This window comes from Pseudoalteromonas sp. SiA1, from assembly GCF_018732205.1.
GTDB classification, from domain to species: Bacteria; Pseudomonadota; Gammaproteobacteria; order Enterobacterales; family Alteromonadaceae; genus Pseudoalteromonas; species Pseudoalteromonas tetraodonis.
Map to the genome: position 1 here is coordinate 1161682 of NZ_CP076084.1, position 23078 is coordinate 1184759.

Consider the following 23078-nt stretch of genomic DNA (forward strand, 5'->3'; position numbering starts at 1 on the left):
ATATGGCACGCAGACAAATAGTTTTAGATACAGAAACCACCGGCATCGACCCTAAACAAGGGCATCGAATCATTGAGATTGGCTGTGTGGAGCTAATGAATCGCCGGTTAACCGGCAATAATTTTCACGTTTACATAAATCCACAACGCAGCATTGAAGAAGAAGCAATCGACGTTCACGGTATTACCAACGAATTTTTACGTGACAAACCGCTTTTTAGAGACATTGCCCAAGAGTTTTTTGACTATATTAAAGACGCAGAACTCGTTATTCATAACGCGCCGTTCGATATTGGCCATATGGATAATGAATTTGCGTTATTAAATCAAGGTTATCAAAACACCCATGATTTTTGTGGCGTGCTTGATACCCTTAAAATGGCGCGTGACTTGCATCCAGGACAAAAGAACAACCTGGATGCGCTTTGCCGTCGCTACGATGTTGATAACACTAAGCGGACGTTACATGGCGCCTTACTGGATTCTGAAATTTTAGCCGATGTTTACCTGGCAATGACCGGTGGACAAGTAAAGCTAAACCTAAATCAAAACAAAGATGACTCAAGTGAAGATCAAAAAGGCGGTATTAGACGCCTAAGTAGCGACAGGGCGCCTTTGGTAGTTATAGCAGCAAGCGAAGCAGAGCAAAGCGCACATCAAACGCGTTTAGACATTGTACAAAAGGAGGGCGGCCATTGTTTATGGCGCGCTGAATAGGGCATTATTATGAAAACGCTATTAGTAGTTTCACTGCTTTTAATTGCCGTGTGTTTCCACCCCGATGCACACAGCGTAAAGCAAGTTGAAGAGTTAAAAGGCAGCGGTAAACAAAATGAAATCCCGTTACTGGATAACCGTTTTCGTATAGATGACAAAATTGATGAAATAAAATTAATATTTTTTAGACGTCCTGGCTCGCCTGCCGTTATTTTAGTTAGACCCGATGGCACTAAGTACTTTGCAACCAATGCGGTAAGAAACACCAGCCTAGATTGGTACGACGAATTAAATTACGATCTAGTGGTTATTCGCAACCCTATGCCTGGGCCATGGCAAGTTATTGGCCAAATAATGCCACAGAGCCGTATTGTTGTAATTGGTGAGCTATCGCTTAAGGTTGATCCACTCCCTAAGATTCTTTTTCAGGGTGAAACTGTAAAGGTAACCGGTGAGATTTTAAATGATGGCGAGCCCATTCGCGCTAATCTTTTCAAAGATGCGGTATCGCTCAATGTGAGTTTTGTGAGTACTAATAATGAAAATTTTGAAAATTTTGGAGCGGGCATACAGCAAGTTACTGAATTTAAAGACGATGGCTACGGATTTGATGAAAGTGCAAAAGACGGTGTGTTTACGGGTGAGTTTACTTTAAATTTTACTCCAGGCGAGTGGCGGCCAGAACTTTATATTACCACCGATGTCCTTGAGCGACGAGTTGTTCAAGACACGATAGTTGTGCATGAGCCGCCTTTTAGTTTTACCTCAGTTGAAGCAACCGATGAGGGGGACGATCACCGTATTACTATAAATATTGATGAAAAGTTATTAAAGCCTGAAACCGTTATCATGCAAGGGAAAATTTATTATCCCAATAATGAAGAGCAAGTATTTTACTTAGACACTAATAACACCGCAGTAAGAGAACTGGCTTTACAAGATTACGGATGGGGACGTTACAACATTGAAATTTCTGTGTTTGGCTCAACAGTAAATGACAGAGAGTTTATGGCTACGTTGCCAACCTATTTATTTGAAATAGAAAGACCGATAGAAGTTATTCCTGAAATTCCAAAAGCGAGCCTCATTAAGGAAGAAAATATTCCAGAGCCTGTTATAAAACCAAAAGTAATGGCAACCGGTGTAATGGTAAGTTTAATTATTGGTGGGAATTTGGCCATATTATTTATTGGTTGGTTATGTATTCGTGTTTTTGTGCAGAATAAACCAATAAAACTTAAATTGAATTTTGCTTTTTTAAAGAAAAAGAAAGCAACCGAGGCAAAAAAATCAGAACAGCAAAAAACAACTGATGCAGAAAATGGCTCAAAAAATGACAAAACAGGTGAAATTTTAAACCTTTCGATGTCAGATGACTAAAAAACCTGTAAAAAAACAAAAAAGCCCTTGACGAAGTAGGGGCTGGTTCGTATTATTCACGCCGCTGTCAGGGGAGACTCAGACAGCAACGAAAATGCGGAGTGGTAGTTCAGTTGGTTAGAATACCGGCCTGTCACGCCGGGGGTCGCGGGTTCGAGTCCCGTCCACTCCGCCAATTTTCGACAATTTGTAAGTAAAAGCTGGAGTGGTAGTTCAGTTGGTTAGAATACCGGCCTGTCACGCCGGGGGTCGCGGGTTCGAGTCCCGTCCACTCCGCCAACACTTACACAACATATGGTTGTAAAACATATTCTTATTATGGAGTGGTAGTTCAGTTGGTTAGAATACCGGCCTGTCACGCCGGGGGTCGCGGGTTCGAGTCCCGTCCACTCCGCCAATAAGAAAAAATAACAGTTTAAATACGCGCTGGAGTGGTAGTTCAGTTGGTTAGAATACCGGCCTGTCACGCCGGGGGTCGCGGGTTCGAGTCCCGTCCACTCCGCCAACTATTTAAACACTGTTATATTACAAAATTTGTATGCTGGAGTGGTAGTTCAGTTGGTTAGAATACCGGCCTGTCACGCCGGGGGTCGCGGGTTCGAGTCCCGTCCACTCCGCCAACAAATTAAGTAATGACAAGTAAAAAGATATCTCTGCGGAGTGGTAGTTCAGTTGGTTAGAATACCGGCCTGTCACGCCGGGGGTCGCGGGTTCGAGTCCCGTCCACTCCGCCATTTGATATCGTAACAAAATTAGTAAGTGCATTACCCCATGCACATACCACTGCGGAGTGGTAGTTCAGTTGGTTAGAATACCGGCCTGTCACGCCGGGGGTCGCGGGTTCGAGTCCCGTCCACTCCGCCACTTGTTATTTCCTCAATAACAAGCAATAGATAATTTACTTATTAATAAATCCAAACATCATTTTTATCAGCTATCAGCTCGACTCTTATATACTAACCTGCTAATATTCTTGTCTATTCTTCAATATTCAGCTTCTTATCTCTGCATGAATTACCAAGAATCTAATCTCACTTTAAAAAAGGAAGCATTAAGATGAGTACATTAGGTCAGCAATTAAAGCAGCTAAGAAATAATAAAAAATTGAGCCAACCTGAATTTGCCCAGCAAGTAGGTATATATATCAAAACTTGAAAACGATAAATCAATTCCCTCGAATGAAATATTTAGAGCTTTATTGATAGCATTAGACCTTTCAATTGATGAGTTTATGAAGCCCCTTACCTACAGCCATGACAAAACAAGACTCATGCAAATACCCGATTTAGAGCTGTGGTTTAAAAGTAAAGCAGTAAAGAGCTCAGTCGCACAGCGTAAAATTATATACCTCGCTATGTTTCTGATTTCTTTTGGCTGTGCATTATTTTATGCAGGACATAAAAATTATCTGTTCAATGAGCGCTTTTACGAATATAAATCACTGGGTGTGATCAAAAATGATGAACCTCTAAATATATATACTCATTGGAGCAATTATATTATTGATTCAAACCGAGAGAAAAGAGAGGAAAAAACTCGTGAAATGCTGGCCAGAAGGGTACCCAGTTTTAAGTTAATGGATGAATACATCGGTGAATCATTTGTTGAAGAAGTCGAGGGAGGTAAACGACTTTATAACGTAAATGAACTCTCGCGAACAATACCACATGCAGGCAATAGTTGGTTTGAGTTTTTAGGTATTTTGGCTGCTGTATTTGGTTTGGCGTTCGCTTTACTGGAACCCAGATTAACCAAGCAATAAAAAAGTAATAAAAAGCCTGCGTACATGAAAACGCAGCAGGCTTTAATATAAATTGGCTTCCAATTATCCTTGTGGGCCAAATAACTCTTTTAAGTAAGTATCTAAAAAGTTGAGGTAGGCGTTTGAGGCGCTGATACGGTTTTCTTTTTTGCTAAAACCGTGTCCTTCATCATCAAATAATACATATTCTACTGGCACACCATTAGCTTTAACCGCAGCAACCAACTCATCGCTTTCAACTTGTAATACGCGTGGATCATTAGCACCTTGTATCACCATTAAAGGCTTAGTGATGTTATCGGCATGAAACAGCGGTGAAATAGCACGGTGACGTTCACCATCGGTGGCAGGATCGCCCATTTCATCGTAAAGCGCCTTTTTAAAGCTTTCCCACCATGGTGGAATTGAGTTCAGTGTGCGTACCCAGTTAGTCACACCAAAAATATTGATACCTACTTTGAACTCTTCCGGTTTAAAGGCAAGCGCGGCTGCGGTCATAAAACCGCCGTAGCTACCACCCATGATGCCGATTTTATCTGCATCGACCCAATCTAGGCTTTGTAAGTGTTTTTTACCGTAGATAATATCTTGTAGATCATCGGTGCCATGTTTTTTATCGTCTAAATGGAAAAATGTTTTACCATAGCCTGAGCTACCGCGGTTATTGACGGCAAAAATAGCATAGCCATGATTAACTAAATGTTGCTGCATTGCGCTATAACCAGTTCGGCTTTGCCCACCTGGGCCGCCATGCACCCAAATAAGTGCAGGTACTTTATTGGTGCTGCTGGCTTGTTTTGGTTTGTATAATACGCCCGGTATTTCTAAACCATCAAAACTTTTAAAGCGCACAATGGTGCTCTCTACTAAGTCGTTTTGATCTATATCTTCACTTAATGTGTTGGTAAGTTGCTTGGCTTCATTACTGCCAACTTGCCAAACAAATAAGTTGCTTGGTGAGGTATCTGAATTTAAATAAAACGCCATGGTTTTCTCATCGCTTGAGAAATTCACACCACGTAGATTTCCCGCAGGTAATTTAGGCATGGCAATTTCATCCCCTGTTTGCGTGTCTTTTACTGTGACCTTTGTGCTGGCATCAGCATTTACACCGCTTACTTGGTATCGCCCAGATTTAGAAAAATCAATAAAGCTAACGTCCCAATCATCTTTTAATGCTGGACTGTGCTTGCCTGTGGCGAGCTCATATTGCCACACCTCTGAAAACTCTCCTTTAGCGTCTGTTGAGTAGTATAAATATTTGCTGTCTACAGAGAAGGTCTCAGGCGTATATTGTGCTGGTGTATCGTGTTTTGAAATTAATTGCGGCTTGAGGGTTTTCTTATAGGTATCAAGAATAAACGTATCGCTGTCTTTATTGGTATTATTTTTAGACAGCGCAATGTAGCGTCCATCGGGGCTAATTGCGCCCACATCTAGTCCTTGTGTGTTTTGATAAACGGGCGTGACTTTATAGGTTTTGCTATCTACGCGATACAAGTCCATAAACTTGGCATCGCGTTGATTACTGGTAATAAAAAACTGACTGCCATCTTTAGTAAAGCCTGCAAAACTCGCGCGGGTTTCTTCCCCTGGGGTTAAATCTTTGATTGAACCATCAACTTCACGCACATAAACATGGTAGCGCTCATTACCGCCTGAGTCCTTGGTAAATAGTACACGCTCATCATTTGGGAAATAGCGAATAGGGTAGGTGCTGTCTTCAAAATTGGTTAGGCGCGTTTTGCTACCTGTTTTTACGTCAACTTCATACAAGCTGTAAATACCGCTTTCATCGCTACTAACTAGAACTTTATCGCCAGTCGGGGAAAAGCTACTGCCCATGATAGATGTTGTATCAAAAAAGGTTTTAGCGTTATAGGTTTTTACTTGTCGTGTTTGCTCAGTTGCCACAGGGGTAGAGGCTGAATTATTAGATTGATTGCAACCTGTTAATGCAATTGATACTGCACAGGTAATACAGGCAAATTTGAGGGCTTTTTTCATAGATACATTCCTTGGATTATAATTATGGACTTTTAGTGTTAACCGAAGGTTTTTTAAACGCAAGTAATTAGCCTATTCGAACTGCAATAAAGTGTTACAAACCATGTAGCCCACGAAAATAGAAAACTAGTTATAATTCACTTTCAAAATCAGGGAGTATTTATGATAGAAGTCATTGGGTTACATAAACAGTTTGCTGAAAACGTATTGTACAGTGGTTATAGTGTGCAGTTTTGTGCACCTAAAATATGCATTGAAGCGCCTAATGGCCAAGGTAAAACAACGTTGTTGATGATGTTGGCAGAGCTCGAAACGCGCCAAAGTGGGCAGATTTTATTTTCTAAAAAAGCATTAACCGAACCGCATAAACAAGTTGCTATAGCCTCAGACTGTATTGCTTTACCTGACTTTCTTACGGCAAAGCAAATTATTAACTTGTCCGTGAATACGCTGGGTTGTGATTGGCCAACGACAATAATAGATGGGTTTAATTTCAATGAATTTTTAAATACTCGTTTTGATGCGCTGTCGTCAGGTAATCAAAAGAAATGCCAGTTAATTTTAGCGCTTATGCGTGATGCACCTTATTTACTTCTAGACGAACCCAGCGCAGCACTTGATCAAGCCAGTATTCAGTATTTATTAGTACTGCTTGATGAATATCTAATAGATAAGCAAAATGGGCAAATAGTTATCACCTGCCATGAACCAGCGCCATTTATTGAACGTGGCTTTGAGTGTATACCGTTATGATTGCAAATTTAAAACAATCAATCGGGCAATATCGCTCTTTTATGGATTATCGTTATCAGGCTTACAAAACTGAACTCACGCAATTATTGTTACAACTAAAAAGCTTTGGGTTGTTATTTTTAGTGGTGTTAGGCTCGTCAGTGTTGGGTTTGATATTGCTACTTTTTTTAGGCCTTGGAAAAATTATAGACAGCAGCGCAGCACCCCAATACGGTGCACAAATGGCTTTATTTTATTTGTTACTACAAAGTGTGATGCTCAGCGCAATGAAGTCAGCAATTAAAAATAGTAAGCAGCGGTTATTTCAGCAAACTATTGCACGATCAGTTTGGTTATATTTAGTCGATATTAAACTATTAACGCTCAGTAATGCATGGCTTATAGCCAGTGTATTAATTGCGCTAGATTTAACGCTATCACAATGGGTTAAAGTACCGCATTTTATTGTATTTATGTTGCTGCAGTTTAGCTTGGGCGTTTTGTGTTTATACAAAACCAGCGCACTGGTATATGGCTTTTTGTTTAGCGTGATATTAGTGTGTGTTCCTATTCATATGCAGCCGCTCACTTATCATATGGGCTTTACTTTATTGTTTGCGCTGAGCCTTTTTGTCCCCGTGGTTAATGTTAACGGGCGTATTGCAGTAAGTTCATTATTGGGCTTTTGGTTTTGTTATTTATTAAACCATTGTTGGACACTTGTTTGGCGCGTGTCGTTACTTTTATGTGTATTCATGGCATCAGCTGCGCTAATAAACGAACGTGCTGATTTAGTACCTATACTTGTGATATTAGCCATGGCTTTTATTGTACTCTTTAGTAGTTCATTGCAATTTGATTGCGGTAGGGTGTATGAGCAGTATCGATTATTTTTTAAAACATGCCAGCGAGAACGCGCCTTTTATATTAGCCATTTTTTACCTAGCATATTGCTGTTTTTATTAGCCACAATAAGTTATAGCGTTATTTTTGGTTACACTCATATTGTATTATTTGTCATTGGAAATATGTGGTGTGTATTACAGGTTTACCTTGCACAAAAAAAACCAGCGCATTATGCGCTGGTTTGGCTAATTTCAACAGGGTTGCTACTAGCTTTACTAAATTAGTTAAGCGGCATCTGCCTTTTTAGATTTAGCTTTGCTATTACGCGCTGCTTTGCCGGCAAGTAAATCTGCAGGGTCAAAGTCGTCAACGTTAATAACGTCTAAGCGAGCTTGTTCAACAGCTGCTAACTTATCAGCTTCAGCTTGGCTTAAAATGCCGGCTTCTAAGCCCATTTGCGCCACTTTATCAAGTTGGAAGAATGGCAATTTAACGCCTTTCTCTTTACATACGCGTTCAAATAAAGGCTCTACCTCTAGCACGTCTTTAAGCGTTTGCTCTTGACGACCTACAAGGTTAAGCGGCTCGTTTGTAAGGTATACATAACTTGCTAAACGATTACGCGTTTCGCTAGGCACTTGCAGTAATTGCGCTAGTTTATGCTCAAGTTTGTCGGTAGGTTTACGAACCGGGCGACCAAACGGGAATAACAATACTTTTAATACGCCACGAAGTGGTGCAGATGGCATATTGTTGATTAAATCAGCAAGCGCACGTTGACAGTGGTAAAGGTGATCCTGACAGCTCCACTGAACCAGTGCAAAATCTTCTTTTTTACGGCCTTCGTCGTTATAACGTTTAAGCGTTGCAGACACTAAGTAAAGGTAGCTTAATAAGTCACCTAAGCGTGCTGAAATACGTTCTTTACGTTTAAGTGAACCACCAAATACTGCCATACTAATATCAGACATAAGTGCAAGCGATGCACTAAAGCGTGAAGCTATACGATAAAACTCTGCCGTTTCGTCTTTGTACGGCACACTAGTAAAGCGAGCGCCAGTAAGTGCAAGCCACTTAGTGCGTACTAGGTTAGACATGGTAAAGCCAATGTGGCCCATTAGCGCTTTATCAAATACGTTAAGCGCTTCTTCGCGGTCTTCAATTTCACACGCACCTAGCTCGGTAAGTACAAATGGATGACAACGAATAGCACCTTGACCATAAATAATCATATTACGGGTCAAGATGTTTGCACCTTCAACGGTAATGGCAATAGGTGCACCTTGATAGCCACGACCTAAATAGTTATTTGGCCCAAGCATGATCCCTTTACCGCCTAGCACGTCCATTGCATGAATGGTGGCATCGCGCATTTGCTCGGTAAGGTGGTATTTAATAATAGCCGAAATCACAGATGGTTTTTCGCCTAAATCAACAGCACCGGTAGACATACTTACTGCAGCGTCTGAGCTGTAAGCATAACCGGCAAGCTTCGCCATTGACTCTTCAACCCCTTCCATTTTACCAATTGGTAAGCGGAATTGACGACGAATACGGCTATAAGCACCGGTTGCTACAGCAATCATTTTAATGCCACCGGCTGAATTTGACGGCAACGTAATTGCACGACCAACCGATAAACACTCAACCAGCATACGCCAGCCTTGACCAGCCATTTCTGGGCCACCAATAATGTAATCAAGTGGTACAAAAATATCTTTACCGCGAGTAGGGCCATTTTGGAACGGCACATTAAGCGGGAAGTGACGACGACCAATTTCTACCCCAGGGGTATCTGTTGGGATAAGTGCACAGGTAATACCAGGCTCTTTAACGTCACTTAATAATCCATCTGGATCTTGTAATTTAAATGCTAGACCAAGAACCGTAGCTACAGGTGCAAGTGTAATGTAACGCTTGTTCCATGTAAGGCTTACACCGACTACTTCTTCGCCATTCCATTGCCCTTTACATACTACACCGTAGTCTGGAATTGAGCTTGCATCAGAACCTGCCTCTGGCGAAGTAAGAGCAAAACATGGAATTTCTTGACCGCTTGCTAAACGCGGTAAGTAATGATTTTTTTGATCTTCAGTACCGTAGTGCTGTAATAACTCACCCGGGCCTAACGAGTTAGGTACTCCAACAATTGACGAAAGCAATGTTGATTTACTGGTTAGTTTTTGCAGTACACACGATTGTGCAAATGCAGAGAATTCTAAGCCGCCGTATTCCTTTTTAATGATCATGGCAAAGAATTTGTTATCTTTCAGATATTGCCATACGTCCTGAGGTAAATCCGTTAGCTCATGCGTAGCTTCCCAATCGTCCAGCATACTACATACAACTTCAACAGGTCCGTCGATAAATGCCTGCTCTTCAATAGTAAGTTTTGGAACTGGATACTGGTGAAGCTTTTTCCAATCTGGGTTACCACAAAATAAATCAGCTTCCCACCAAGTTGTACCGGCATCAATAGCTGACTTTTCGGTGTCAGACATGCTCGGTGTAACTTTTTTGAAGACCTTGAAAATAGGCTTGATAATATATTGCTGACGAATGCCAGTAACAGAAAGAGGCACTGCGATGATTAAAAAGATCACCCAGCTAATTAAACCAAAAGCACCAGCAAAGGTACCAATTAATAATGTTGCGGCAGAAACACCAAGTGCTGTGTTCCAACTCGCTCTGTGGTAAAGCGCAATGCTGAGCAGTGCGATTAAACCGAGTGTAAATATGAGTGTCATTGCTAATTCCTTAATAGAGGTCAGACCACCTCGTTTAGAGTAGCGCTAGTAACGCTAAGTTTCAAGTACATTACTTAGATTAAAGTGTAGTTATCGGTACGATTATTACAATGCGTTGTATGTTATACGAACAGTTTAACTGTAATGGTTTATTTTGGCTTATCATAAAAAATATAAGCATTAAAAAAATCAATTAATCTAGTAGTAATATAAGTTTAATTAAGTAAATATACTTATGATGATCAGTGTACGCTTATTAAAAATAGAACGATATTCTATGTTTAGCTTTTTAAAGGTTTATTTATTTTATGTGTGAATTACTTGGCATGTCGGTTTTTTAGATTTCATCCAGTATTAGCTTGTCGCAACCTACTGCAAACCCTCACTTTTAATAGTCTAAAGCTTTTCATATTGTCTCGTTCTGTTATTGTTATCGCATACTAATCTGTGACCAAAACTGTGACCCATGTGGTGGTCACAGTTTCAAATGGCAATATATGAACTTTACAGACAAATCAATTAAGGCGCTTAAAGCCAAAGAAAAACGTTACGTATTAACCGAGTCAGGTAACTATGGGGAAGGGCGTTTACAAATAAGGGTGAGTGAATCAGGCGCTAAAACGTTTCGAGTTCAGTACCACATAAATGGCAAACGTAAAGTAATTGGCCTTGGTAATTACCCTACCGTTGATCTTAAAAAAGCGCGTAGTAAACATGCCAAAATAGCAGTCTTATTAAGTGACAATATTGACCCGCAAGAACACCAATTAGAAGTTCAAAAAGCAGAGTTTGAATCATCGGCAAAACGTACCATGTTACAAATGCTCTCTGACTTTAATGTATTTATAAGTACACGCTGGGCAGAGTCAACAATAGACCGAACTGAAAAGCTCATTAAAAGAAACATCACCCCGTTTATAAAACCCGAATTAATGCCCGACGAGTTCACAATCGACATGGCCCGCGACATTATTTACCGTGTCTATAATCGTGGCGCTAAAGAACAAGCACGACTAGTTCGCAGCGTATTAATGAGCATACTAAAATTCGCTATAGATTTTGATAACTCGCCAGAGCAGTACAAAAAGCCAAACCTATACGACATAAAAACAAACTTCATCAGAGATATTAATTTTGAAACGCCAAAAAACAAAGGCGAACGATGGTTAAGCGAGGCTGAACTAAAAAAAGTATGGAATGCGGATGACCTACCTTATTACACCCACCAATACATAAAACTGGCATTATTACTTGGTGGCCAGCGCGTAAATGAGGTTTACGGCTCTTACATAAGTGACTTTGACTTAAAAAGCAAAACATTCACCATTCCTGCTAGTAGAATAAAAGTACAACAACGGGGCGATCACATCGTACCATTGTGCGAAACCGCAATCCCCATTATTCAAGAATTAATGCAGCAAAGCGGTAAAGCAGGACAAATGTTCCCGCATCGCGACAACCCAACAGCAACCGCCCATGTATCAACATTAAGAATGGCAATACTACGATGGTGTAAAAAAAACAAAGTGCCAAACTTTAATCCCCGCGACCTACGCCGAACGTGTAAAACACTGATGGGTAAAGCGGGTATCGATAAAATAAACCGAGACATACTCCAGCAACACAACAAGTTTGATGTATCAAGCGTGCATTACGACAGATACGACTACATGAAAGAGAAGAAACATAGTATTGAAGTCTGGGAAGAGTTTATCCGCTGTGTTACTAAATAGTATTTATTATTGGCAATAATTTATACTATTTGCTATTAATGGAAGCTCATAAAATGAGGTCATTTTCATGTAAAAATAAGTGGAATGCTCTCGGATAAAATTTTAATAAAAATCAATATCAACAAAGGATAAATAAAATGGAAATTGAATTTAATGCTGGAAATGTCGTACAGCTTAAAAGTGGTGGCCCTAAAATGACGATAAGTTGGATCGAGGACAATGAAGCTTATTGTGAATGGTTTGATTCAAATGAAAATAAAGGAAGTAGATTTTTATTATCTAGTCTCTCCCTAATCTCAGATTAAAATACTACGAATGCTTTGAAAAGTATTAGTAGTATTTAGCATTCGCTTGTGATGAATCAGGATACAGTGATGCAGAGCCATGGATTCTTGATTCTGAAGAAGATGAATAGCCTTCCTTGTTAAAACAGCCCGCACAAACGCGGGCTTTTTTGTGCCTGTAATTCAGTAAAACTAAATCGATTTTCCTGCAAAAAAACCACTTTACAAACTAGCGTACAATTACCGTTTATTGGGATTGGCGGTTTTTAGATATTTATGATTATCTATGAAGTTAAAAACATTGAATTAACGCTTATTTTTACTATATTAAGTTAATCAGGGAAAGCAAGGTTATCAGGATGAATACAAAAACATGGATTGTAGCAACAGGGTTAGTAGTACTTTTATCAGGTTGCTCAGATGAAGAAACACACAAATATACAGAAGTAACCGAGTTTAATTTTATCCAAGGAAATGATAAATCAGTTGTTGTTTCATTTGGAGAAAACCCACAAAACCACTACTCATTTGCGATCAGAAAAAAGGATATTAGAACTGGAACTACACTTTTTTCTCAATCAAAAAACAACACTAATTTTGCTGTATTTGCTGAGTTGAATGAGCAAACATTTATTCGCTCATCAAACCATGCAACCTACGCACAATTGACCGTTGTAGATGTAGATAAAAAAAACCAAGTAGCTACTTTTAAAATTAAAGCGCAATTGATGGACCTAAATAGTAAAGCCTTAAAAAAGATAGATGAAACTACGGTAAATGTAACGGGTAACAAATTTACGATTCTGTTATAAAAAGCTGTATAAATCCCCAGCTTGTTAAAAACTGAACGCTAACTTAATCTAGCAATTGCAACATTATGGAAAATATAAGGATAAGGCATGGCTAAAGAACCAAAGCACATAGTTAAATTTAAAGAGCTACACCTAAAACAAAATGAAAGAATTATTGCATGGAGCGAAGGCTATATTGGTAATGCAATGGGTAAAGGAAGTGACACCCAACACAATGGGGTTTTACTTGTAACACCAGAGCGAGTGGTTTTTTACCGAAAAGGAATAATGGGTGAAGTTATAGAATCAATACCATTAAAAAACATTAACTCCTTAGAGCGCCAATCAGCATTGATGAAACACACAATATTTATTTACAGCTCAGGTAATGAAATAGAGTTTAAAAGCTTTAATAAAGAAGATAATGAAAAATTAGTATCAGAAATTGAAAAAGCACAAGAAAATTCAGGCAGCTCACCAACAAAGCCTATACTCAGTGCAGAACCAGCAGAACCAGCAGAACCAAAAGAAGACGTATACGAACAACTTAAAAAACTCGGTGAACTAAAGGAGCTGGGGATATTAAACGAGCAAGAGTTTACAGAGAAGAAAGCAATACTGATGAGCAGGATATAAATTTTAAAGGGAACTATAAGCGCTTAATGGCGTCTTATAGAGTGTCATATCAGTGCATATAGTTCTTGCTGTCTTTATATGTTTCTTTTAGTATCAGCAGCAACATGCTACTATTACAACAGTGGGTGTGCTAAGTTTATTGCAACCCATGGACTAATCAGCAATTTAGGAGAGTGATTATGAACAATCAATATGTAACTCCAACCCGTACGTTTAAGGACGATTACGAACCTGTATAAGGGAAGGATCCTTTGTTAGAAAACATACCTAATGGGCAATTATCAGCCATAGCCACAGCAAGCTTTGGAACTATAGCGTCGATAATTGCCATATCAGCCATAATTTCAAACCGTCAACTTGCAAAAAAGAAGAACTCACTGGATACAATTTTAGTAATTAAAGGTGACGACAAGCTTAAAAATGCAATTGGCGCAATTTACAAAGTTCATAAAGACCCTACAAAATCCATAGAAACGTTTGCTTATGATGAACATGCAGCCGCTGAGGAAGCACAGCATATTCGTTATGTATTAAACTTTTATGAGTACTTATCTGTAGGTGTTGATGAAGGTGTATACGCTGAAAGAATACTAAAAAACAGCATGTATTCAACTATTGTGAATGTCCATGAAAGGTGCAAGCCTTTTATAAACATCATTCGTTCACAAGGGCAAAAAACAGCTTATTGTAACTTTGAAAAACTAGCGGTTAAGTGGGAAAATAACCCCATTAAAAAACCCAAAAGTAATTAAAAAAACAGCCCGCAAACGCGGGCTTTTTTGTGCCTGGTGTTTAGTTAATTAAAACGACTTACCCGCAAACACCACTTTACCAACCAATGTGCAGTTGCCATTAATCGGTATGAGTTGCTCAGGCCAGTTGGGGTTGGCGGCTTTTAAAAACTTTTGGCCGCTTTCAATAATTAGCTGCTTAAAGGTGGCTTCGTTATTATCGTCTAGGCGCGCTACTACGTAAGAACCATGAATGCATTCGGCTTCAGGGTCTACAAAAATTAAATCACCCTCATCAAACTTTGGCTCCATGCTAATACCTTGCACTTTTAATACAAACGTAAGATCACTGCAATTTACGGGACACATAAAGCGTTCTGCATCATAAGCTTTAATCTCAGTTATTTCAGACCAACTACCTGCTTGCACCCAGCTAATTAGTGGGGCGGTGGCTTTAATTGTTGGTCCTGGTGAAACATTATTGTTAGCACTTTTCTGATCAGATTGAGTTTCACCAATCCCAAACAGCAAATATTCTGGGGTACAGTTTAGAGCTTCCGCGAGTGCATCTATTTTGCGGGGGCGTTTTGTTTCGCCAGATTCAATATTGTGAATAGAGTTTTGTGCTAAGCCCGCTATTAGACCTAATTGCGCTTGTGTCATCCCTAACTGAATACGTCTTTTTTCTACTCTTTTACCTAAATCCATTTGTAAATTCCTAATATTAAAAATCGCTTAAAGTGATAAAAACCGATTATCTGCTTTTTATTTTATTTTGTCTAATCAGTTAAATCGATATTGACATCGGTTTAACTGATGTCTATTATCGGTTTAATTGATAAATACTGCTTGGAGGAAATATGAGCGCCGTAGCAAAAGCAATAGAAATAATTGGTGGCCAAACAAAAGCCGCCAAGCTGTTAAGCACAAAGCAAAACATTATTTGGTACTGGATTAACCGCCATTGCCAAGCCCCAGCGAAATACATTCCGCGTATTTCAGAACTAACAAACGGTGAAGTGTCGGTAAACGATTTACTGGCCGATCACCAAAAAACAAACAAGGACGATGCAGCATGAGCACTGAAATTGAAGTAGACCCAATTGATGTAATGGACATTAGTGTCCTTACAGACATGCTGCGCCAATTCGACGCGTTTACGCTTACCGATAAGCTTTGCCAAGCCGTTACTGAGTATTGGAACGCAATGCATGACCCTGAATACGCTGCACGTTTTGGCGGTATTGATGGATTTTTAAAGCATTTACTTGGCTTTATAGAAGAGTGGTTGGCATCTGACATACCAAACGAGCTGAGCTTAAAGCCTGCCAGTGAGTTAACAATAGCAGAGCAAACGGCGCTAGCAGCTGTAGAGTTTAAAGCGCTGCTAAACGCCAATGGTGAGGCGTTCCACTTAAAATACTCGCCAATACAAATGGCTGATTTAGCCGTTAGTTGGCACGATTCAAAATGGGATCTTAATTACCCCGGTGATTACGTATGATTTTTTCTGCGGCGGTTTCCCCCCAATTTATTGGGCGCTTAATAACAACGCGGCCACCATCACCAATATGTTGTGCCAGTTTCGCTAGTTTTTTGGCGTGTTTTTCAGGCCAGTTGTTTTCGATAGCCAGCGCGAGCACTTCATCTTCATCAAAGGCAAAGCCTTTTTTGTGGAGCGCTTTAAATAAGCTTTTTGCTTTTGACTCTTCAAGTGCGTCATCAATTCCTTTAATGGGAGTCTCGCGGCTTGTTAGCGCTTTTATGCAGTCGCTCAAGATTGGGTTTGACATGAGTTTTTCCTCTTTGTTTTGGTTTGTGAATATTCGCACTTGCAACATACCAAAACAGAGAGGGATTTTACATAAATTAGGTAAGGACGATGCAGCATGAGCCAATCAAATATAGCCGATCACTACCGCCGCAATGTACGCGGCGAAGTTATCACCATTAACGACCGCTACTTACGCCCAGCCGATGTGGCAGAAAAATGCGGTATTCACCGTTCAACAATCTACCGCTTAATAGAGCGCGGCCAGTTTCCTAAATCGCACAAAGCATCAAGCGGCCGTGTGGTATGGGTTGAAGAGGACATAGAAGAGTGGATGCGCCTAGGCGCTGAAAAGTTCCACGAATTTTACGGCCAACATCAAGCAAACTAGGGGCCAGCAATGAATACATATCAAGCATTTAGCAGAGAAACGTTAAGCAGTTTTAAAACCTTAGCAGAGCAATGCCGCTATTTATTGAGCTGCAAAATTAGTGCAACCGCAAGCGGTAAAGCACTACAAGCGCGTGTGGGTGACTTTTTATTGCCTGTTTTTTGCAATGGCGACGAGTACCAAACCATTCAAAAAGCAGTGCTGTGGCTAAAAACTCAAGCCGTAAACTATTTAAACGCAGCTAAACAGCAGGAGATATAACCATGGCAAATGCATTAGTTAAACAAACCGAAAACGCACAACCTGCGCCACTAAAAGCAGTAGAAGGGCGCCACATCCCAAAAGGCTTAGCGGAGATAAAAACATTAATGGGCAGTGAGCGCCACACACCAGAGTACGTTTACACCAAAGTGTTAAGCGAGCAAGAGCGCACATTAGTATGCTTTGCAGCAGGTTTAAAGCGCCACCATTTAGAAAGCGGCTTTGCTAATTTTGATGCAGACACCCGCCTTAAAATTCACAAAGCTATTTTGCAGTTGCAAGAACTGGTTAAAGCATTTGTTGATGCCAACGCCATGGCACCGGCTAAGTTTGTTCAAAACGCCCCGCGCGAACATGCCAACACCGACTATTCACACTTAACCGTTAGTTCGCACTAAGGATTGATCATGAGCTCAACTAATCGCGGAACCCAGCGCAATGCAGATGATTACTACGTAACACCGCATTGGCTAATTGAAGATTTTTTAGCAGCATTTTCTGAAAATAATATTTTGGTTTGTTCACCAGATGAAGACCCAAGAGTGTTAGACCCAAGCGCTGGCGGTTGTGAGCAATACCCAATGAGCTACCCAACCGTATTAGAAGAAGAGGGCTTTATTGTTGAAAGCTGGGATATTCGCGAAGACTCACGCGCTAACTTAACAGGCGTTAATTTTTTAAACGTCCCTAGTTATGAATCGCGTAAATACGACATGATCATCACAAACCCGCCATTTAACCTAGCACAAGAATTCACTGAGCACGCACTTGAAATGGTTAAAGAGGGTGGTTTAGTGATCATGCTGCAACGCCTTAATTGGTTAGGTAGCCAAAAGCGAAAGCCTATGTGGCAAAAACTGCCATTAGCCGCGGTTTATGTGCATAGCAAACGCCCAGGCTTTGACCCGCTAAAACCAAGTAAAACCGATTCTACCGAATACGCCCACTTTGTATTTAGCAAAGGCTACGAACTAGCCCCTGAGCTTTTTGTAATTTAACGTTGGGAAATGCTGAAAATGAAACTACACCCAAAAGCAAAGACTGCTCTTAGGCATTTAATTGATTGTGAAAAATCACACGACGTTTACAAGATATTTTCTGTTGCTAACGAGATAGCAGCTGAGCAGCTTGAGAAATACGCGCCAGAAATATCAGCGCGGTTTGATTGCATTAACTCGCAAACAATAGAAGAGGCTGAGCATGCAGATGCTTGGTTTAACTATTCATATAAAGAATACATGATTCAAGATCATCACGATGTAAAACATGTAGAAGTTTTTCATCAAATACACCTACCCAACGAATTAAACGACATCCCGTTTTAACCCCAAAGGAATACTAAAAATGAACACTATCAAAGACCAAGATCACTCTAAAAAACAGTTAATACTCAATATTGTTTTACACGCAATTGAGCAAGCCAACTTTACAATCCGCCTTTTAAACAAACGTAGCACCGTACACATGCTAATGCAGTGCGAAGACACGTTGACTGATTTACTACCAATCGTAAAACTGATTGCTGACGACGACGTTAATTTTGAGCAAGTTTACAGCCAAATGAGCATTGCATTAAATGCCGTACAAATTGGTGGCGAGCCAATGGAAATAGAGCTGTAACCATGAGCTTATGGCCCATAACAAACTTTGACGTATGCACAGCGGCTTTAACCATGGTTAAAGCCGTTGACGATGTTGAGCATAGAGCATTTTTAATAAACGGCCTTAGCCGTTTTACTGCGTACGGCCAATATAAAATGGTTAAGCAGTATATGGCCAAAATTACCCCGCCTAGTGATGCCTGGTATAAAGACGAGCCCATAAACCCAAGCGAAAAAGCAAACGCTTGGCTTTATGATGAGCTTAAAGGTATTGAACACCGCATTGATGTAACCAACCTAAAAATTAGCGCACCGGCTAAAGCGGCGCTTAAAAAAGTGCATAACAATAATATTCATAATTTTATTGTTAAAGATATTATTCAAAGCGGCCGTGCACCTAGCATACAAGCCAGCTTTGTGCGCCAAACAGCCAGCAATATGGAGTTTGCACAAAAGCAGCGAAATGTAAAAAAGCAACAACCTGTAACCAGCCAGAATTTACAGCAGCAGGTTGGCGATCAGGTGTCTAAATCGGCAATGTCGGTTATTAACGCAATTGACGATGTTGAAGAAGTAAACTTTATTTACCAATGCCTAAGCAAAGTACCCAAGCCACTGCAAATGCGAGTGGCTAAGCGTTTTATTAATAAATACGACACCAACTTAAAAAGTGCGGGTAAAGGTAAAAACGAAACCGACGAACAATATAAAAACCGCTTACTTAAAACCAGCCGTGGCCTTTACGACTTTAGCGGTAACAACACGGGCCATAAAAAGCAGCAGCTAACCACTAAAGCAATCCGTGCCCATTATGAAGCTAACGACTGGTTACGCCGCACGCTTAAAACATTAAAGCCACGCCTAAAAATACTCGAGCAAATAACAAGCGCTATGCCGTTGCCTTGGCATATATTGGCTAATGCCGATAAAACTAAAAAGCATGCAAATGTATTGGCTATGCAATCGGCTGAAATAATTGCCGATATAGCTAAAGAGCAACCCACATGGGATGCCGCTGACATTTATCAAAAGGTGAGCGAGTACGCCGAGCAATTTACTGTGCAGTTACAGTTTGCTGAAAAGGGCGATTACCTAACCGTGCCGGATGCTGAAGTAGCACTGCTAAAAGTGCAAGATCATAAGTGGTGGGCGCGTAAGCTCAAAACGATTCGAAGCCGCTACCTTGAACATTTAGAAATTGCCACCGGCGAAGTTGGCCGCGATTTATTTACCAGTACCGACCGAAAAGGTAATAAAAGCACCAAGCGCCAAGGCATAAATGCCTATTGCTCAAAGCAAGCAGTTGCTGAATACACCACCAATAGAGAACGCGGCCAGCGCTACTTAGAAAGCCTAGAATTAGTAAACGAGCAAAGCGATGTTATATCGCTAATGAAAGCGGTTGAAGCAGGCGTTGCCAATCCTGAAAACATGCGTAACGAATTAATGCTACGCATACGCGAAACCGAAGAACTAGCCGATGAAATGGGCTACACAGGTGGGTTTTATAACATTACAGCCCCGAGTCGTTTTCATGCAAACTCAAATAATTGGGATGGCTCAACCCCTAAAGACGCCAGCCTTTACTTAAATAAACTGTATTCACAAGCACGCGCTAAATTAGACCGCGAAGAAATACCGTACTTTGGTATTCGTGTAGCCGAGCCGCATGCCGACGGTTGCACTCACTGGCACATGCTTTTATGGATGCCAGCACGTTACTACGACAAAGTTAACCACATACTACGCCGCTACTTTACCCGCGACGACCGTGAGGTATTTTTTCAGCGTTTTAAAAACCGCAAAGCATTACGTGCACGCTATACAAAAGCGCGCCGTATTTGGGGTTTAAATAAATCAAAAGGTATTTATACCCGCGAACCTAAAAAAGACTACACACCAAGCGGCCCACGTTATACCGCCATTAAAATGTTACCTGCAAAAGAAGGTAAAGACGGCAAAAAAACAGGCGGGGCAGCGGCTTATGTTGCTAAGTATGTAAGTAAAAATATAGATGGCTTTGCACTGGCTAACGAATACGATGCCGAAACTGGCGAAAAGCTAACCCAAGCGGTTAACCCGGTTAAAGCATGGGCCAGCACGTGGGGTATTAGGCAATTTCAGTTTCAAAAATCGCCCTCTATTACCATTTGGCGCGAGTTGCGCCGAGTGCGTGAAGAAGTGCAAGGCAACGAGCAATTAGAACAAATACGCCAAGCTGCCGATAAGGGCGACTTTAAAGCCTTTGTTACTTTAATGGGTGGTTTTGGTATTGGCCGCGATGCCCGTTTTAAACCTGCCTATCAACATACCGAATACGGCAACCAATACGCCGAATTTACTAAAACCCTAAAAGGTGTTGAAGACACCTTTGGACTTTGCACGTTAGTGACTCGCGTTCATACCTGGTCTAAGCAAACCATAGGCACCGCAGCCAATAACAACACCACCGTAATTGGTGGGCAGGATGCTAACAACGTCGGCGCAGCCGACCTATCTTGGACTAGTGGGAATAATCGTACGCCTTTAGCTGTAGGGCATACAGACGAATTATTGCTAGATATGATCGGTTTTACTAAAAAACAGATCGCAAGCGTTAAAAAGGATCTGTTAGCAGGTAAGCGGGTTAAAAATAACGGCCTTATTTACCTAATAAAAGACGGCCATTTAGTCACATTAGACGAAAAAGCGCAGCAAAAAGAGCAGCGCCAGCACGCTATTGACTACATAGCCAATAGCGAAGCGCAAAAACGCGCCCCCAATAACGAACAAACCACGGTTAAATGTAAAAACAAGCTAAGCGACTTTAGCCCAGCGCAAATTCAAGCGCTAAACCAAGGTGGCAACGTGATCAGCGGCAACCGCGTGTACTACATGCAAGAGCGAGAGCTACACAGCTTTGAGCAATTGAACATGCAAGCGCCAAAATCGGCTATTAAGCCAACCCCAACCGAAAAACATTATGCATATGCACGTGAGCTTTACGACTTAGCATTTATGTATGCAGAGCTAGACGGGCGCAGCGAACCGTCGAACACCCAATTTAAAAAATACCATGCAGACATTATCGGCGATTTAGATTTAGCCCGATTAGTGCTTGCTGGTGAAGCATCAGCAATCAGCGACAACGATTGGTGGTCACTGGATTTAATGGCGTAGGAATTGATCATGCAACTAGATTTAATAGCACCATACAAAATAACCACTGTTCTTATAAGCGTTTCAGGGGGGAGGACATCGGGTTATATGGCGTATTGGATGATTAATAATAAAGACAAAGTTGCTGATCAGCTTGGTATTAAAGTCAGTGAATTAAAGTACGTTTTTGTATTCGCTAATACAGGGCTTGAGCATGATGATTCATTACGCTTTATGCACGATACAGCTAAAAACTTTGGGTTTACTTGTGTTTGGGTTGAGGGTGTTACACATCATTTTGAGCGAAAGAGCACGACCCATAGCTTAGTAAATTTCGATAGCGCTTCACGTTACGAATCGTATGAAAATGAAGAGCATCCTTTCCATTCACACATACGTAAATACGGCGTGCCAAATATTTCTTACAAAAACTGCACAAGAGAGCTAAAGCGGAATGCGATTAATAGCTATATGAAATCAATTGGCATGGATGAAAAAAAGCACTTTTATACGGCAATTGGGATTAGAGAGGATGAAAGCAGGCGCTGTTCTAAAAACGCTAGCGTCAGAAATTTAATTTATCCATTAGTTGATTGGCATCCTGTAGATGAACAGCATGTTTTAGATTTTTGGAAAAAATATGAATGGGATTTAAAAATACCACGTCATTTAGGTAATTGTGTTACTTGCTTTGAAAAATGTCAGGGAAATTTAAATAAAGCATATGTAGAAGAACCAAGCGCCTTTAAATTTAATCTTTATATGGAACAGCGCTACGGAACTGTAGGGCCTGAATTCTCAAAATATGATGACGCAATCCCAAGAGTATTTTTTAGAAATAGAACCCCAGCAAAAGAATTAATAGCAAATTTCAAATTATAAACCGTACAGCATAAGGTGAACCATGAAATCAACAGTTAAACGCCGCAACTGGGTGTATCACTCAGTTGTTAAACCAAAGCAGAGCGAGCAGAAAAATGTCAAATAATCAACTAACCCAAAAGCAAGAACTTGAAGTAGCAGCAGACGTAATTGAATATCTAAAAGGTCGAGGTGTTGAAGGTATTCAAGCTGCATGCATTTTAAAAACATCAGCTACTCATGTTGAAAACAGGCTAGCAGCTCAAGCATTTTTTAATGCTATGCAAAAATCATTAACTTAACCAAAAAGGAAACGCACCATGCATCAACAAAACAAACCACTTGATAAGGGGCGTGTAGCCTGTATTGCTGAAAAATATCAGCAAGGCAATACGACCAAAAACCGCTACGCCACATTAGGCCGCGCCACTAAATGGCCGAGCAACAACCAAGGCGGCAGCGAAAGCGTAGAGATAGAACTCGACACCATGCCAATAAATCACCAAGGCCCGTTAAAGCTGTATATTTTTTGGGATAGCGAAAACCAACAAAACCAAGAACAAAGCCAAGGCTACGCACCGCAGCAATACCAAGGGCAGTACGAACAGCAGCCACCGCCGCAACAATACTCACCACAGCAACCAGCGCCACAACAACAATATGGCAGGCAGCGCCAGTAAAAAATAAAAA

At 40.7% G+C, this 23078-nt stretch carries 26 protein-coding genes and 7 tRNA genes; 29 read left to right on the forward strand and 4 right to left on the reverse strand.

The genetic code is table 11. The annotated features are described in order from the left end of the window. Positions 1-2 precede the first annotated feature (2 nt). From dnaQ to KK487_RS05395, 10 genes are all read left to right on the forward strand, one after another. Positions 3-716 (forward strand): DNA polymerase III subunit epsilon, encoded by a 714-nt coding sequence (gene dnaQ / locus KK487_RS05345; protein ID WP_058154394.1) that lies wholly within the window; start codon positions 3-5, stop codon positions 714-716. A gap of 9 nt (positions 717-725) precedes the next feature. Next, entirely contained in the window at positions 726-2096 is a 1371-nt protein-coding gene (locus KK487_RS05350; RefSeq protein ID WP_128583293.1) for a TIGR03503 family protein, read from the forward strand. A 98-nt stretch (positions 2097-2194) separates the two neighbouring features. Continuing rightward, positions 2195-2271: transfer RNA gene (locus KK487_RS05355), tRNA-Asp, on the forward strand. 27 nt (positions 2272-2298) lie between these two features. Next, positions 2299-2375, forward strand: a tRNA-Asp gene (locus KK487_RS05360). Positions 2376-2416: 41 nt separating this feature from the next. Further along, a tRNA-Asp gene (locus KK487_RS05365) sits at positions 2417-2493 on the forward strand. 31 nt (positions 2494-2524) lie between these two features. Further along, positions 2525-2601: transfer RNA gene (locus KK487_RS05370), tRNA-Asp, on the forward strand. A gap of 38 nt (positions 2602-2639) precedes the next feature. After that, positions 2640-2716: transfer RNA gene (locus KK487_RS05375), tRNA-Asp, on the forward strand. A gap of 37 nt (positions 2717-2753) precedes the next feature. After that, positions 2754-2830 (forward strand) — tRNA-Asp (locus KK487_RS05380). A gap of 53 nt (positions 2831-2883) precedes the next feature. Continuing rightward, a tRNA-Asp gene (locus KK487_RS05385) sits at positions 2884-2960 on the forward strand. Positions 2961-3294: 334 nt separating this feature from the next. Next, positions 3295-3858: a transcriptional regulator gene (locus KK487_RS05395; RefSeq protein WP_232311339.1), complete on the forward strand. Its 564-nt coding sequence runs from the start codon at positions 3295-3297 to the stop codon at positions 3856-3858. A 63-nt stretch (positions 3859-3921) separates the two neighbouring features. Here KK487_RS05395 and KK487_RS05400 read toward each other — a convergent pair whose 3' ends face one another. Beyond that, positions 3922-5865 (reverse strand): S9 family peptidase, encoded by a 1944-nt coding sequence (locus tag KK487_RS05400; RefSeq protein WP_036956943.1) that lies wholly within the window; start codon positions 5863-5865, stop codon positions 3922-3924. 162 nt (positions 5866-6027) lie between these two features. On the opposite strand from KK487_RS05400, the gene KK487_RS05405 reads away from it, so the two are divergent. Next, entirely contained in the window at positions 6028-6618 is a 591-nt protein-coding gene (locus KK487_RS05405) for an ABC transporter ATP-binding protein (RefSeq protein ID WP_036956944.1), read from the forward strand. Beyond that, a complete protein-coding gene (locus KK487_RS05410) occupies positions 6615-7727 on the forward strand; it encodes a DUF6136 family protein (protein ID WP_036956946.1) in 1113 nt (370 codons plus the stop codon). Before KK487_RS05405 ends, KK487_RS05410 begins: the two co-directional genes overlap by 4 nt. Here KK487_RS05410 and fadE read toward each other — a convergent pair whose 3' ends face one another. After that, positions 7728-10190, reverse strand: coding sequence for an acyl-CoA dehydrogenase FadE (fadE, locus tag KK487_RS05415; protein ID WP_013464564.1), 2463 nt, complete (start codon positions 10188-10190; stop codon positions 7728-7730). A 497-nt stretch (positions 10191-10687) separates the two neighbouring features. Between fadE and KK487_RS05420 the strand changes: the two genes are divergently transcribed. The 5 genes from KK487_RS05420 to KK487_RS05440 all read left to right on the forward strand — a co-directional run bounded on the left by KK487_RS05420 (position 10688) and on the right by KK487_RS05440 (position 14386). Continuing rightward, a complete protein-coding gene (locus KK487_RS05420; protein ID WP_215522007.1) occupies positions 10688-11923 on the forward strand; it encodes a tyrosine-type recombinase/integrase in 1236 nt (411 codons plus the stop codon). A 137-nt stretch (positions 11924-12060) separates the two neighbouring features. Further along, positions 12061-12228 carry a YodC family protein gene (locus KK487_RS05425; RefSeq protein WP_215522008.1) on the forward strand — a complete coding sequence of 56 codons (168 nt, stop codon included), beginning with the start codon at positions 12061-12063 and terminating at the stop codon, positions 12226-12228. A 338-nt stretch (positions 12229-12566) separates the two neighbouring features. Then, positions 12567-13019, forward strand: coding sequence for a hypothetical protein (locus tag KK487_RS05430; protein ID WP_215522009.1), 453 nt, complete (start codon positions 12567-12569; stop codon positions 13017-13019). A gap of 87 nt (positions 13020-13106) precedes the next feature. Further along, positions 13107-13634 (forward strand): PH domain-containing protein, encoded by a 528-nt coding sequence (locus tag KK487_RS05435; RefSeq protein WP_215522010.1) that lies wholly within the window; start codon positions 13107-13109, stop codon positions 13632-13634. 251 nt (positions 13635-13885) lie between these two features. Further along, positions 13886-14386 carry a DUF4760 domain-containing protein gene (locus KK487_RS05440; RefSeq protein WP_024602767.1) on the forward strand — a complete coding sequence of 167 codons (501 nt, stop codon included), beginning with the start codon at positions 13886-13888 and terminating at the stop codon, positions 14384-14386. Between the two features lie 48 nt (positions 14387-14434). On the opposite strand, the gene KK487_RS05445 is transcribed toward KK487_RS05440, so the two are convergent. After that, positions 14435-15073, reverse strand: coding sequence for a LexA family protein (locus KK487_RS05445; protein WP_215522011.1), 639 nt, complete (start codon positions 15071-15073; stop codon positions 14435-14437). 152 nt (positions 15074-15225) lie between these two features. Here KK487_RS05445 and KK487_RS05450 point away from each other — a divergent pair, with 152 nt between their 5' ends. Continuing rightward, the gene (locus tag KK487_RS05450) at positions 15226-15444 is read left to right on the forward strand and encodes a YdaS family helix-turn-helix protein (RefSeq protein ID WP_215522012.1); all 219 of its coding nucleotides are present in this window, start codon (positions 15226-15228) and stop codon (positions 15442-15444) included. Next, positions 15441-15869, forward strand: a complete 429-nt coding sequence (locus KK487_RS05455) for a hypothetical protein (RefSeq protein WP_215522013.1) — start codon at positions 15441-15443, stop codon at positions 15867-15869. The genes KK487_RS05450 and KK487_RS05455 overlap by 4 nt, the downstream gene beginning before the upstream one ends. Here the strand turns inward: KK487_RS05455 and KK487_RS05460 are convergent. Then, positions 15844-16158 carry a DUF1889 family protein gene (locus KK487_RS05460; protein ID WP_215522014.1) on the reverse strand — a complete coding sequence of 105 codons (315 nt, stop codon included), beginning with the start codon at positions 16156-16158 and terminating at the stop codon, positions 15844-15846. The genes KK487_RS05455 and KK487_RS05460 overlap by 26 nt on opposite strands. A 96-nt stretch (positions 16159-16254) precedes the next feature. Here KK487_RS05460 and KK487_RS05465 point away from each other — a divergent pair, with 96 nt between their 5' ends. The 10 genes from KK487_RS05465 (at position 16255) to KK487_RS05510 (ending at position 23068) form a co-directional block, all read left to right on the forward strand. Next, on the forward strand, positions 16255-16527 hold the full coding sequence (locus KK487_RS05465; RefSeq protein WP_215522015.1) for a helix-turn-helix transcriptional regulator: 273 nt from the start codon (positions 16255-16257) through the stop codon (positions 16525-16527). 9 nt (positions 16528-16536) lie between these two features. Next, the gene (locus KK487_RS05470) at positions 16537-16788 is read left to right on the forward strand and encodes a hypothetical protein (RefSeq protein WP_215522016.1); all 252 of its coding nucleotides are present in this window, start codon (positions 16537-16539) and stop codon (positions 16786-16788) included. Between the two features lie 2 nt (positions 16789-16790). Continuing rightward, positions 16791-17186, forward strand: coding sequence for a hypothetical protein (locus KK487_RS05475; RefSeq protein ID WP_215522017.1), 396 nt, complete (start codon positions 16791-16793; stop codon positions 17184-17186). Positions 17187-17195: 9 nt separating this feature from the next. Further along, positions 17196-17786, forward strand: a complete 591-nt coding sequence (locus KK487_RS05480; RefSeq protein ID WP_215522018.1) for a class I SAM-dependent methyltransferase — start codon at positions 17196-17198, stop codon at positions 17784-17786. An 18-nt stretch (positions 17787-17804) separates the two neighbouring features. Then, entirely contained in the window at positions 17805-18113 is a 309-nt protein-coding gene (locus KK487_RS05485; RefSeq protein ID WP_215522019.1) for a hypothetical protein, read from the forward strand. 19 nt (positions 18114-18132) lie between these two features. Beyond that, the gene (locus KK487_RS05490) at positions 18133-18408 is read left to right on the forward strand and encodes a hypothetical protein (RefSeq protein ID WP_215522020.1); all 276 of its coding nucleotides are present in this window, start codon (positions 18133-18135) and stop codon (positions 18406-18408) included. Positions 18409-18410: 2 nt separating this feature from the next. Continuing rightward, on the forward strand, positions 18411-21548 hold the full coding sequence (locus tag KK487_RS05495) for a replication endonuclease (protein WP_215522021.1): 3138 nt from the start codon (positions 18411-18413) through the stop codon (positions 21546-21548). A 9-nt stretch (positions 21549-21557) separates the two neighbouring features. Continuing rightward, positions 21558-22409, forward strand: a complete 852-nt coding sequence (locus KK487_RS05500; RefSeq protein ID WP_215522022.1) for an adenine nucleotide alpha hydrolase family protein — start codon at positions 21558-21560, stop codon at positions 22407-22409. A gap of 95 nt (positions 22410-22504) precedes the next feature. Further along, positions 22505-22690, forward strand: a complete 186-nt coding sequence (locus KK487_RS05505) for a hypothetical protein (RefSeq protein ID WP_215522023.1) — start codon at positions 22505-22507, stop codon at positions 22688-22690. 18 nt (positions 22691-22708) lie between these two features. Beyond that, positions 22709-23068: a hypothetical protein gene (locus KK487_RS05510; RefSeq protein ID WP_215522024.1), complete on the forward strand. Its 360-nt coding sequence runs from the start codon at positions 22709-22711 to the stop codon at positions 23066-23068. The last annotated feature ends 10 nt before the right edge of the window (positions 23069-23078 follow it).